This is a genomic window from Halpernia sp., from assembly GCF_048269545.1.
GTDB lineage: Bacteria > Bacteroidota > Bacteroidia > Flavobacteriales > Weeksellaceae > Halpernia.
The window spans coordinates 14,383-27,324 of record NZ_JBLXIJ010000009.1 but is presented as its reverse complement, the minus strand read 5'-3'; the positions used below and the strand labels follow the sequence as shown (position 1 = coordinate 27,324).

The following is a 12,942-nucleotide window of genomic DNA, read 5'->3' as shown; positions in this document are numbered from 1 at the left end:
ATCATGAAAGATAAAAAGAAAACAGAACAAAAATCTGAAATGAAAATTAAAAAAGAAAATCAAGATTTCCGAAATATTCCCGAAAACTTATCTTCAAAAAATCCACCAGAAATAAGTAAAAAAGATGTATTAAAAGCAAGTGAGCTTAGTAAAGATGGTAAAACAGACAACACAGAAAAGAATTAAAAGATTTTTTTTATAAAGATTCTTGTTGAATTTACTAAAGTTAAAATTTTACTAAATAATTTTTTAGAAATGTTTTTGTCACGATTATTGTAGCTTTCTAAATCCAAATCAAGAATTATTAATCTTTTAAAATTAGAAAACTATGTCTTACACTATTGTTGGAATGTTTCCAAAACACGAAAAAGCAGAAAACGCTCTAGCTAAATTAAATGAAGAAGGATTCACTTCGGAAGATTATCATATTTCAAAATTCTCACGAAATGGAGATTTAGATGCAGAAGATTATTCTGCAGATGATCATCCACATTTTCATTATAACGAAGATGAGAAAACTTCTGGTTTTTGGAACTGGCTTTTTGGAGATGAAGAACATTCTAAGAAAAAATACAGTTATGCCGCTACAAAAAATAATATTGTTACCGTTTTTGCAGATACTTTAGAAAATGCAGAAAAAGCAAAAAATATTTTAAATAATGAGGGTGCAATCAATGTTCACAATGAAACCAAAGATTATATGATGCGAAATAGCGGAGAAAATAAATCGAAATATGAATTAAGTGAAAATGAGCGCGCAAGAATCATCAACAAAGCAAAAAACAATCTTTATTTCACCAATGAAAGAAGTTACACTGTGAAAAATGAAGGAATGGATAATGATATGGATTCACAAGGTTCTAAAGACACAGCACTTTAAAAAGAAATAAATTTAAAAAATCCGGTAATTTCTACCGGATTTTTTAAATTTATTTCTTTTTAAATATCTTCATCAAAGTCATCTTTATAGCTGTCATCAAAGTCATCATCGTCGTCAAAATCATCAGTATCTTCTTTAAAATCTACATCATCTAAATCTTCAAAATTCATATCAATAGAGTTTTTAGAAACTTTAGGAATGGATTTACTTGGAGCTTTTAAAGGAACATTTCCAAATCTAAACAAAGTGATTGGATAATTTACAGAAGGTTTTTCATCTACAACTTCTAAAAGTTCACAGAAAAATTCCCACAAATCCATAAAACCGTATTGAAAACGCATTTTAGCGCCAACTTCGGGAAATCCTTCTTTTAGATAAATGTCGGACATTATTTCACCATCGCCATCATCACTCATATCTTCTAATGGAATGGATTGCAATTCATTCCAATCCTCATCAGAAAAATAAAAAGAAGAAAGCTCATCTCCGGGTAAACTAAATGCACTTTTTATTCCTAAGTGTAAATTCCACAAAGTTTGTTTATCTTTAATTCCGATGTCTCGAAATATACTTTCTTTAGCATCTAAAATTACCCTAATCTTATATACCATGACTGAATTTTTTATTTTTTTATGAGTTTCAAATGCAAATATAATACAATTGAAAAACGACTAAAAAAAAATTAAGTTTTTTTTCTAAAAAATATTTTTGTAATTGCAACGAAATTTTATGCCAAATTTAATAAAAAACTAAATTTAGTTCCTTCTAAATAGGTGCTTTCTACATGAATATTTTCACCGTGCGCTTCTAAAATATGTTTTACAATAGCTAAACCTAAACCAGAACCGCCATCTTTTCTGTTTCTGCTAATTTCAATTCTAAAAAATCGTTCAAAAATACGTGGTAAAAGTTCAGGTTTTATTCCCATTCCATTATCCGAAACTTCTACAAATACTTTATTTTTTAAAACATTTGTTTTAATATTAATTTGTGCTTTCTCACGGTTTGAATAATGAATGGCATTTGAAATTAAATTAATTAAAACTTGTGAAATTTTATGTTTATCTGCGCTAACAAAAATAATCGGTTGCGAGTTTTGAAGTATGATTTTTGATTGTTTTTTTTGTGCTTCAAGATCTAATAAATCAATGATTTCTTTTATGAGGAAATTGATATCAAATTCGGAAATATTTAATGAGATTTGTCCACTTTCATATTGGTTTATCATATCCAAATCTTGTACTATTGAAAGCAATCTTTCTACAGATTTATCTATTCTTTGTAAATATTTGTCTCTAATATTTGGATTTTCTACACCGCCATCAAGCAAAGTTTCTACATAAGCTTGAATTGAAAAAAGCGGCGTTTTTAATTCGTGTGATACGTTTCCTACATATTCTTTGCGGTAAATTTCCAGTTCTTTTAAAGAGCCAACTTCGGTCGCATTTTTCTCCGTTAAATTGGTAATTCTTTCTCCCAATTCTTTAAAGTTCAACATTTCATTTTGGGTTTGCAAATCATCTGGTAAAAAATTTGACATTTTACGGATTTGTTTTTTGCCGTAATAATTGAAAAGCAAATCTAAAACGGTATAATTAATTATTAACATTACAAAAAACGCAACTATACTACTGTACAAAAAATTCAGCTGAAAAGGTTCTTTTCCTGTGTGCAAATAATCAAACAATAAAGCTGTTAAAAGCATTACAAAAGTGAGAAATAATCCAGCAAAAAAAGTAAGTTTATGGAAACGCATTTTAAAAAATTTAAACTATTAATTTATATCCAATTCCTTTTAAAGTTTGAATAAAGTCTAACCCAAATTTTTCTCGTAGTCTTCGGATATGAACATCAATTGTGCGTTCTCCAACTATAACTTCACTTCCCCAAACTTTATCTAAAATTTCTTCGCGCGTGAAAACTTTATCGGTATTTGTTGCTAAAAGATAAAGTAAATCAAATTCTTTTTTTGGAAGTAGAAATAATTGTCCGCTTCTAGACACTCGAAAATTTTCTTTATCAATAATTAAATCTTTTATTTCAATTAAAGAATTGCTTTTAAACTCTTGATTGGTTAATTTTAAAAGTGCGTTTATTTTTGAACGCAACACTTTTGGTTTTATTAATTTTTCAATATAATCATTTGCACCTGCTTGATAACCTGCTAATTGAGAAAACTCATCATTTCTCGCCGAAAGAAAAACGATCAAAGTTTTGTCTAATTTTTTAATTTTTCGAAGTTCGTAGCAAGTTTCTATACCATCTTTTTCTGGCATCATCATGTCCAATAAAATTAAATCTGGAACAATTTCTAAAGCTTTTTGAATACCTTCATTTCCTTTTGAAGCCGTAGAAACTTCATAACCGTCTTGTAAAAGATTGTAGGAAATAATCTCTAAAATATCTGGTTCATCGTCTATTAATAATATTTTCTTGCCTTTCATTCTTTTGTTTAAAATCAAAGATAATTAATATAAAACGAATGAATTTATTCAATCGAAAACTTGCATTTCAAAAGATTTATTCTGAATAAACTCCCGCAGATTTAACAAACTTCGCAAATTTTAAAATTCATTAAACCCGTGAAAGCTGTGCGCCAAAGAATTAGTGTGAAATCATTCCAACTCCCCGAATTGCTCCAAATAATAAGAAAAAGAAAAACCTTCCACGTCGTCTTCCAAATCTTCTAAAGTTTCCAGTAAATCTTCAAAAGTTTCCAATTGATCTACACTCATATTTACAAATTCTAAATGCAAAGGCATTTCCAAGTTGCCGGAAATAACATCTGAAAGCGCGTCTAAATTATCACCAAAATAATCTGGTAAAGTTAATTTTGATTTTAATTCAGTGTAGAAATCTTCAGAATCGCCAATGTCTGCGAAGTCTATATATATTGTCATAATTACTGTTTTTCAAAAGATTTATAATGATCTGTCGTTAAATAAACATCGCCGTTTTTTGTAAAAATGATTCGGTCTGCATTTCGGTTTCCGCAATTGTAATTTACATCGGCTTCAAAATATTTTTCGTCATTTGGAAGTTTTTTTTCTCGGTTGCTAAAAAAATCTCCGCCAATTGCTTTTCCAGGCAAAACATCGCAGAGATTTCCTTTTGCAGGATTCCAACCTTGTTTTTTAGCTTCGCTTTTTGTTAAATAAAAATCGGGTAATTTATGGTTGCTTTTCACATAAGAAATTACAGTTTCTGCTTTTGTAATTTCTAAAATATTTGCAGAATTATTTTGATTTTCAGATTTTACAACTTCAGATTTTACTTTTGAATTAGGTAATTCTGCAGGTTTAGTTTTTGAAGGAAACCCGAAGAAAAGATACATTGCTAAAACGCCGCCTAAAGCTCCGATAAAAAAAGTTTTAAATATTTTTGCTTTCTCTTGATTCATATTTTTAGTTTTAATTTCTCCATTCTTCTGGAATATCACAAACCGGAATTGGATTTATTTTATGTTGTGCCGCTTTATTCATTCGAGAAAATATTTTAAAAACTTCTAAATCTCTCTCAAAATAATCTGCTTCCGTCTTCGTTCCAAATTCTTTCTGAATTTTTTCAAGTTCCGGATAAGTTGCACCAATTTGTTGTTCATCTGTTCTTTCAACATCCCACAAACCATCAGTTGGAATGGCTTCCTGAATGCTTTTTACCAAATCTAAATCTTTTGATAATTGGTAAACTTCGGTTTTATATAAATCTGCAATTGGTGAAACATCAACGCCGCCATCGCCGTATTTTGTATAAAATCCGATCCCAAAATCTTCAACTTTATTTCCCGTTCCGCAAACTAAAAGTCCGTTAATTTGACCGTAATAATACAAAGTTAACATACGTAATCTGGAACGCGTATTTGCAAAAGCCAATTTCTCTGCAGGAAATTCTTTATCATTTACTTCAAAAGTTTTGTATAATTCTTCAAAAGCCAGCGTAAGATTTACTGACATTGCTTCTACATTTGGAAATTTACTTTTTAAATGTTCAATATGTTCCCAAGCGCGATTGACTTCTTCTTCTTTTTGACGAATTGGAAGTTCTAAAAGTAAAGTTTTCATTCCTGTCATAGCACATAAAGTTGAAACTACTGCAGAATCAACTCCACCAGAAATTCCGATGACATAACCATTTACATTTGCTTTTGCAGCATAATCTTTAAGCCAGATTACAATATAATCTATGATTTTTTGTGATTGCATTATTTAAATTTTAAATTAATCTGAACTTATTAAATCTATTTATTCAGAAGAATATTCCGTTAAATTTTCACTAATTTTGCCAACAATTAATTTGGTAAAAATAATGAAGTTTTTTAAATATTTAATTCTTTTCTCAATTCTCATTTCCGCCCTTCATTCCTGCAAAAAGGAGTCGGGAAATAAGTGGGAAATTAAACTAGAAAATGAATTTCCAAATGTACAACTTACAGATATTTCTAAAACCTTTTATGATTCTTCCATTCCATTAGATCAATTTAAAGAAAAATATCCTTGGTTTCAAGGAAGTGTTTCAGATGCGGATTACAGCGCTAGAAGAGCAGATATAGAAGAAATTAAAATTTACAAAGAAGCGATTGCAAAAATTAATCAACCTAAATTAAAAGAAGATTTAACATTATTATTTGCACATATTGAAAATTATTTTCCTGATTTTAAAACTCCACAGGTTTTTCTATTTTCTTCAGATTTGCAAATGGCGCAAGATCCCGTTTTTTTAGAACCGAAAAATAATTTATTATTTATTGATATTACTGGTTTTATGGGAGAAAATAATCCCTATTATAAAGGAATGGAACATTATTTTCAAGTTTCTATGAATCCACAAAACATCATTCCAAAAGTTTCGGCAACTATTGCAAATCAATTAATAAGACCCGATAAAAATCATCAGAAATTTTTAGATAAAATTATTTTTGAAGGCAAACTTTTAACGCTTCAAGATGCTTTTTTACCGACAGAACCAGATTATCTGAAAATGAATTACTCACAAAAACAATATGAATGGGCAGAAGCAAACGAAGAAAATATTTGGAATTTTTTTGTTGAAAATAATTTAGTTTTTAGTGATGATCCTCGTTTAGAAGAACGTTTTCTTTCTGTAGGTCCATTTTCAAAATTTTACACTGCGATTGATAATGAATCTTCTCCGCAAATTGGAATTTTTTCGGGTTGGCAAATTTGTAGAAAATATTTTAAACAAAAACGAGACACAAAACTTCAGGATTTCTTAAAAATGGATGCACAAACTATATTTAATGATGCGCAATATAGACCGAAAACTCCAAACTAAATAAAAAATAATTTAAATATTTTATTCTTTTAATAAAAATGAGAACAACCAATATCAATATTAAAGTAGAATTAGACGAAAACCACGTTCCAGAAAAGATGTTTTGGAATGCAGAAGATGGCGGAATAGATAATGAAGAAACAAAAGCAACAATGATTTCCGTGTGGGATGACAAAAAAAAAGAAGCCTTGAGAATTGATCTTTGGACAAAAGATATGCCTGTAGATGACATGAAAATGTTTCTTCATCAAATTTTACTTTCCATAAGTCATACCTACGAAAAAGCAACTGGTGAAGAAGATGTAGCACAATGGTTAGAAGAAAATGCAGAAACTTTTGCAGTAAAAGCGGCAATAAAAATGTAAAATAAGAGTTGAGATTTTTAGACTTGAGATTGGAGATTATCTTTTGTGTTTAAAAATTTCACTCCTAAATCTTAATATTTATTATGAGAAATAGTCTCTTTCTCATATCTAAAATCTTTAAATCTAATTAAAAATGAAATTTAACACTAAAGTAATTCACGGAAATCAACATCACGAACCAACAACTGGTTCGGTAAATGTTCCAGTTTTTTTAACCTCTACTTTTGCACAATCTTCGCCTGGAAAACCAATTGGAGAATATGAATATTCTCGTGCAGCAAATCCCACAAGACAGGCTCTAGAAGATAGTTTAGCAAGTATCGAAAACGGAGCGAGAGGTTTGGCTTTTGGTTCTGGTTTGGCTGCAATCGACTGTGTTTTAAAATTATTAAGTCCGGGAGATGAAGTTATTGCAGTGGATGATTTATATGGCGGAACTTATAGATTATTCGTGAGATTATTTGAAAAATATCAATTAAAATTTACCTTCATAAATTTTGATGATGTCTCAAAAATTGAAAACCAAATCACTAAAAACACCAAATTAATTTGGATAGAAACGCCAACAAATCCATTAATGAAATTGGTAGATATAAAAGCCGTTTGCGACTTAGTAAAAGGAAAAAATATTTTAGTAGCAGTTGATAATACTTTTGCGACACCTTATTTGCAAAAACCTTTGGATTTAGGAGCAGATATTGTCATGCATTCTGCGACCAAATACTTAGGCGGTCATTCTGACGTTATTGCGGGAGCGTTAATTGCAAAAGATGAAAAATTAGGTGAAGAATTGCATTTTATTCAATTTGCAAGTGGTGGAATTTTAGGACCACACGATTCTTATTTGGTTTTAAGAGGAATAAAAACTTTAGCTTTAAGAGTTCAAAGACATTCTGAAAACGGACAAAAAGTGGCGGAATTTTTAGAAAATCATTCAGCAGTTGATAAAGTTTTTTATCCAGGTTTGAAATCTAATCCACAATTTGAATTGGCGAAAAAACAAATGTCAGATTTTGGCGGAATGCTTTCATTTACTTTTAAATCTGGAAAAAAAGAAGATGCCATCAAATTTTTAGAAAATCTAAAAGTTTTCACTTTGGCTGAATCTTTAGGCGGAGTAGAATCTTTGGCAAATTATCCCGCAATGATGACTCACGCTTCAATTCCTGCAGAAAAACGTGCAGAATTGGGAATTACCGATGATTTGGTAAGATTAAGTGTGGGAATCGAAGATGCAGAAGATTTATTACAGGATTTAGATAACGCTTTCAAATCAATTTTTACAATATAGTAATTTAACAATTTATCAATATTTTAAAGATTGGTTAATTGTTAAACTTTTAAATTGGTTAATTAAAAAATATGACAGAATTTCAAAAATATATTCAGCGATATTTAGATTTAATTCCATCTGAAAATTGGTTGGAAGAACTGAAAAAATCGGGCGAAAAAACAGTTTCCTTATATTCCTATTTAACCGAAGAACAATCGAATTTCGCTTACGCAGAAGGAAAATGGACGTTGAAAGAATTGCTTCAACATTTATCCGACACCGAAAGAGTTTTTCAGTACCGAATTTTGGCTTTTGCGAGAGGCGAAAAATCGGAATTGCCAGGTTTTGATGAAGAAAATTATGCTGCCAATTCTTTTGCGAACGAAAGAAATTTAGAATCTTTACTGAAAGAATATCAATTGGTTAGACAATCTTCTCTGATTTTATTGGAGACTTTAAATCCATCAGTTTTAAAAAATATCGGACCCGCGAACGGAAACCAAATTTGTGTGGAAACCATCGGGAAATTGATTGTTGGACATAATATTCATCATTTGAATATTATTGAGGAAAGGTATTTAACGAGAAATTAAGAATAAAGATTTCATCATGTCTTTCATCTTTACTCTTTTTTCTTTACTCTAAAAATTATATTAATGGAAAACATCATCAACATATTAAAATCAGGTGGAACAATTCTCTATCCAACCGACACCATTTGGGGAATAGGTTGTGACGCAACAAATATTGACGCCATCAACAAAATTTTTGAAATCAAAAAAAGAGAAGCCTCAAAATCAATGATTATTTTGGTGGAAAATGACAAGCGTTTGCAGGACTTGGTGGATGTTCCGGAAATTGCTTGGGAAATTATGGATTTAAGTGAAAAACCTGTTACAATTATATATGAAACGGCGAAAAACTTACCAAAAGAACTTTTAGCAGAAGACGGTTCCATCGGAATTCGCGTGGTGAAAAATGATTTCTGTAAAAAATTAATTTGCAAATTAAACAAACCTTTGGTTTCTACTTCCGCCAATTTAAGTGGTTTTAAAAGTCCGATGAAATTTTCTGATATTTCCGATGAAATTAAAAATGCTGTTGATTTTGTAGTTGAAGATTTGGAAGATAAAGTTTCAGAATTTTCGGGTTCTTCGATTATTAAAATTTGGAATGATAGTAGAATAAAAATTATCCGTGAGTAAAATTTCTTTTTCTTTTTTCCTGATAAAATGGAACTAAAAATTGCCTCAAATATTTATTTAATTTTAAACCGGCGAATCTTCGATTCAAGATTGGAAACTGAAATATTGACCAATATTTACACGTGCTTTTGTCATTCCGTAGGAATCTAAACTGTTTAGATTCCTACGGAATGACAAAATTATGTTTTAGCATTGCTTTAAAAAATTACAAATCATTGCTTTATTAATTCTAATACTCAATTTTTAAGAGAAAACTTATCTTTGCAAAATATCACTTGCAAATATTAAAGATTAAGTATTTAAAATCTGCTCAATCTGAAAAATCTGCGAGAGCCTTAATCCAAGAAATGACCATCAATCTTACCCAAAATAAAAATTTTAAATTATTTAAAACCATTTCTGCCGTGGCGGAAAAGAAAAATCAATCGGTTTTTATTGTGGGCGGTTTTGTGCGAGATTTATTAATGCAAAGAAAAGCACCAACTGATATTGATTTCGTTACTGAACAAAATGGAATCGACCTTGCAAAAGCCGTTGCAAAAGAATTAGATCCAAAATTAAAAGTGTCAGTTTTTAAAACTTATGGAACTGCGATGGTAAAATTCAATGGTTTAGATTTAGAATTTGTCGGTGCAAGAAAAGAAAGTTATTCTGAAAATTCTCGAAATCCGTCTGTAGAAATTGGCACTTTGGAAGACGATCAAAAGCGCCGCGATTTCACCATAAATGCATTGGCAATTTCATTAAATAAAGAAAATTTTGGAGAATTAATTGATCCTTTTAATGGAAGAGACGATTTGCAAAATAAGATTTTAAGAACGCCTTTAGAACCTTCTCAAACGTTTTCTGACGATCCTTTGAGAATGATGCGCGCTTTAAGATTTGCATCAACTTTAAATTTTACCATTGAAGAAAATTCTTTGAAAGCCATTAAAAATGAAGCAAAAAGAATTAAAATTGTATCGCTTGAACGCGTGATGGTAGAATTTAATAAAATTATGCTTTCTGAAAAACCTTCGGTTGGTTTAAAATTAATGGAAGAAACCGGACTTTTAAAATTAATTTTACCTGAATTAATTGCTTTAAAAGGTATTGAAGAAAAAGAAGGTCAAACGCACAAAGATAATTTTTGGCACACTTTGGAAGTCGTGGATAATATTTCTAAAAACACTGATAATCTTTGGCTTCGATGGGCGGCTTTGCTTCACGATATTGGAAAAGCGCCAACGAAAAAATTCATAAAAGGAATAGGTTGGTCTTTCCACGGACACGAATTTGTCGGTTCAAAAATGGTAAAAAATATTTTTTACCAATTGAAATTACCTTTGGGAAATGACATGAAATTTGTGCAGAAAATGGTGAAATTATCTTCCCGACCGATTGCTTTAATCGATGATGGAACTTCAGATTCTGCGCTTCGGCGTTTGCTTTTTGATGCAGGTGATGATTTAGAAGATTTATTTATTTTAAACAAAGCCGACATCACAACTAAAAATTCCAAAAAGCAGGAAAAATTCAAGAAAAATTTTGAATATGTTGCCAAAAAAATTAAAGAAGTCGAGGAAAAAGACCACGTCAGAAATTTTCAACCTCCAATTTCGGGGGAAGAAATTATGGAACTTTTCAACATAAAACCTGGACGAGAAATTGGGATTTTAAAGGAAAAAGTGAAGGAGGCGATTTTGGAAGGTGAGATTTCTAATGATCCAATTGCAGCGAAAAATTTTGTGATTATTGAGGCGAAAAAAATAGGATTGATTCTCGCGAAATAATCGCTTACGAAATTACAATTTAAACTGAATTTTACCATAATATTGTCATTCCGTAGGAATCTCGGCAGTGCAAATAACGGCATAGATTCCTAGGGAATGACAAAAGTGAAAATAGTTTTACTCTCGCAGATTGAGCAGTTTAATGCTTCAAAAAAATCTATCTCGTCCAAAAACGAGACGAGAGAAAATATTTAAAATTTATAATCCAAACCAAAAGTATAATTCCTTGGTTTTGTGGTAAAACCGACAACATCGACGTAACTTGTGTTAAATAAATTTCCAATATTCGCGAAAATTGAAAGGTTTTTCACAAGCGTTTGATTAATGTTTAAATTAAATAAATTGTAAGATTTTAAATCAACATTCACAACTGCAAAAGTGGAAGAATCATAATATGAATCGCTTCTTTTGGAGACAAATTGATGTGTGAGATTAATTCGATTTCCCTTAAATGAATCGATTTCCAGGAAGGAATTTATCCTTTGTTTTGGTTGACGAAGCATCGTTGCTTCTTTTTCTTTTTCTACGAAACTGAAATTTCCGCCAACATTGAATATTGAATTTATTCTATATTTAAAACTCACATCAAAACCTTTCACTTTATTGTCGCCAACATTTAAAAATTTTCCTGCATATGTCACAAAATCTACAGTTTCATAAGCAAAAGCCGATTTTTCCTGGCGTTCAAAAAGTGAAGCATTTATTACAAAACTTTGGTCTTTTTTACCAACAGATAAATCAATTTCGTTTGAAGAATTGGTTTCTGGTTTTAAATCGAAATTGGGCAAAACGTAAGGCAAAGAACCGAAATTTTGATATAAAGTTGGCGAAATAAAAGCAGTGGAATAAGAATAACCTAATTTAAAATAATTTTCATTAATTTCTTTTAAATAAAACGGATTAATGCTGTAAACCAAATAATTACCAAACTTTGATTGGTTTGTATTTCTAATTCCCAAATCTAAATTAAAGTCAGAATAATTAAAATTGGCCTGTGCAAAAACATCAAAATTGTTATTTTTTGTGTCACTTTTAAGCAATACATTTTCCAAAGAATTTCCGCCAAAAGGAAGTGATTTTGCGCCCATATTTTGGGTTTCATATTGAATTCCAGCAACCAAACTAATGTGCTCTGAAAATGAATATTGGTTAAATAATTCGGAAAAAAAGTTAGTTCCAGAAAAAGAAAATTGGTCTTGGTAAGCATTTCCAACAAAACTTTGTCCTATTCTCTCCGTTGCAGAAATTCTCGTATTAAAATGGATTTCACCGTTTTTATAAGAATATTTTGAATTTAATCCTGCAAATTTTTGAACATCATCGCCGCGGTTATCTGCGTCTGTGAAAGCGCCGCCGTCGTAATCAAATAAATTATGACTGTAATTTCCGTTTACATTTACGCTGAAATTATTTTTAGAAAATCCAACATTTGCCGCAAAATTCTGTTTTTCGTAGCCGTCTTTTTTGAAGTCTATTCCTTCTGCAGAACTTATTCCGTCTGATTTTTCATTAAATCCAGAAACTTGATAATTAAAATCTGACAATTTCCCTTTTAAAGTTAAATCTTGCGCAAAAGTAGAAAAAGAACCACCTCTTGCAGAAACTAAACCCTCCATTTTCTTACTTGAAGAATGTTTGGTTTTAATATTAATTACCGAAACCGTCGCATTACTTCCATACAAAACCGAAGATGCGCCGTTTAAAACTTCAATACTTTCAATATTTTCTAAAGAAATTAAGCGTAAATCTGAAACATTGTAATCATTTCCTGTAACATCTTTCAGCGGAACGCCATCCATTAAAATTAAAACATTCGCACTTTTTCCACCTCTAATTTTTATAGATTTTGGTTCGGTTGAATTGTTGAAATTACTTGTAATTTGAAACCCGCTTAACTGATTTAAAACGTCATTTACATTTTGACCTTTAAATTTCTCTAAATCTTTGGCGGAAAGTAACTGTACGTTTTTCCCTGATTTAAAAATGGGTTTTGAAGTTTTGGAAGCAATCGTCACTTCCTGAATTTCTGTTTCTTGTTGGGCAAAAACGCATTGACTAACGACAAGCATTGCTCCAACTAAAATTTCTTTTTTCATTTTTTTTGAAAATAAATTTGGTTAAAGTATGGCCTATCGGAAAAATTAAAGCAAATAGA

Annotated in this window: 15 protein-coding genes; 8 read left to right on the top strand and 7 right to left on the bottom strand. The window is 30.4% G+C overall.

Annotated elements, in window-relative coordinates:
• The first annotated feature begins 3 nt into the window (after positions 1-3).
• Positions 4-186 carry a hypothetical protein gene (locus ACN0WB_RS10260; RefSeq protein WP_417431442.1) on the top strand — a complete coding sequence of 61 codons (183 nt, stop codon included), beginning with the start codon at positions 4-6 and terminating at the stop codon, positions 184-186.
• A 142-nt stretch (positions 187-328) separates the two neighbouring features.
• Positions 329-880, top strand: coding sequence for a hypothetical protein (locus ACN0WB_RS10255; protein ID WP_417431440.1), 552 nt, complete (start codon positions 329-331; stop codon positions 878-880).
• A gap of 59 nt (positions 881-939) precedes the next feature.
• Here the strand turns inward: ACN0WB_RS10255 and ACN0WB_RS10250 are convergent, their stop codons facing one another.
• The 6 genes from ACN0WB_RS10250 to nadE form a co-directional block, all read right to left on the bottom strand.
• Positions 940-1,491: an IS1096 element passenger TnpR family protein gene (locus ACN0WB_RS10250; RefSeq protein ID WP_417431438.1), complete on the bottom strand. Its 552-nt coding sequence runs from the start codon at positions 1,489-1,491 to the stop codon at positions 940-942.
• A 116-nt stretch (positions 1,492-1,607) separates the two neighbouring features.
• Positions 1,608-2,636, bottom strand: a complete 1,029-nt coding sequence (locus ACN0WB_RS10245) for a sensor histidine kinase (protein ID WP_417431436.1) — start codon at positions 2,634-2,636, stop codon at positions 1,608-1,610.
• Positions 2,637-2,646: 10 nt separating this feature from the next.
• A complete protein-coding gene (locus ACN0WB_RS10240; RefSeq protein WP_417431434.1) occupies positions 2,647-3,324 on the bottom strand; it encodes a response regulator transcription factor in 678 nt (225 codons plus the stop codon).
• Between the two features lie 171 nt (positions 3,325-3,495).
• Complete coding sequence (locus ACN0WB_RS10235) at positions 3,496-3,783, bottom strand: barstar family protein (protein ID WP_417431514.1); 288 nt, start codon at positions 3,781-3,783, stop codon at positions 3,496-3,498.
• A complete protein-coding gene (locus ACN0WB_RS10230; RefSeq protein ID WP_417431432.1) occupies positions 3,783-4,280 on the bottom strand; it encodes a ribonuclease domain-containing protein in 498 nt (165 codons plus the stop codon). The genes ACN0WB_RS10235 and ACN0WB_RS10230 overlap by 1 nt, the downstream gene beginning before the upstream one ends.
• A gap of 10 nt (positions 4,281-4,290) precedes the next feature.
• Positions 4,291-5,082: an NAD(+) synthase gene (gene nadE, locus ACN0WB_RS10225; protein ID WP_417431430.1), complete on the bottom strand. Its 792-nt coding sequence runs from the start codon at positions 5,080-5,082 to the stop codon at positions 4,291-4,293.
• 103 nt (positions 5,083-5,185) lie between these two features.
• Here nadE and ACN0WB_RS10220 point away from each other — a divergent pair, with 103 nt between their 5' ends.
• From ACN0WB_RS10220 to ACN0WB_RS10195, 6 genes are all read left to right on the top strand, one after another.
• Complete coding sequence (locus ACN0WB_RS10220) at positions 5,186-6,172, top strand: gliding motility protein GldB (RefSeq protein WP_417431428.1); 987 nt, start codon at positions 5,186-5,188, stop codon at positions 6,170-6,172.
• Positions 6,173-6,210: 38 nt separating this feature from the next.
• Entirely contained in the window at positions 6,211-6,537 is a 327-nt protein-coding gene (gene gldC / locus ACN0WB_RS10215; RefSeq protein WP_417431426.1) for a gliding motility protein GldC, read from the top strand.
• Positions 6,538-6,670: 133 nt separating this feature from the next.
• Entirely contained in the window at positions 6,671-7,828 is a 1,158-nt protein-coding gene (locus tag ACN0WB_RS10210) for a cystathionine gamma-synthase (protein ID WP_417431424.1), read from the top strand.
• Between the two features lie 71 nt (positions 7,829-7,899).
• Positions 7,900-8,403, top strand: coding sequence for a DinB family protein (locus ACN0WB_RS10205; RefSeq protein WP_417431422.1), 504 nt, complete (start codon positions 7,900-7,902; stop codon positions 8,401-8,403).
• Between the two features lie 63 nt (positions 8,404-8,466).
• Entirely contained in the window at positions 8,467-9,015 is a 549-nt protein-coding gene (locus tag ACN0WB_RS10200) for an L-threonylcarbamoyladenylate synthase (RefSeq protein ID WP_417431420.1), read from the top strand.
• A 347-nt stretch (positions 9,016-9,362) separates the two neighbouring features.
• Complete coding sequence (locus tag ACN0WB_RS10195; RefSeq protein WP_417431512.1) at positions 9,363-10,787, top strand: CCA tRNA nucleotidyltransferase; 1,425 nt, start codon at positions 9,363-9,365, stop codon at positions 10,785-10,787.
• Positions 10,788-10,978: 191 nt separating this feature from the next.
• Here the strand turns inward: ACN0WB_RS10195 and ACN0WB_RS10190 are convergent, their stop codons facing one another.
• On the bottom strand, positions 10,979-12,883 hold the full coding sequence (locus ACN0WB_RS10190; RefSeq protein WP_417431418.1) for a TonB-dependent receptor plug domain-containing protein: 1,905 nt from the start codon (positions 12,881-12,883) through the stop codon (positions 10,979-10,981).
• Between the last annotated feature and the right edge of the window lie 59 nt (positions 12,884-12,942).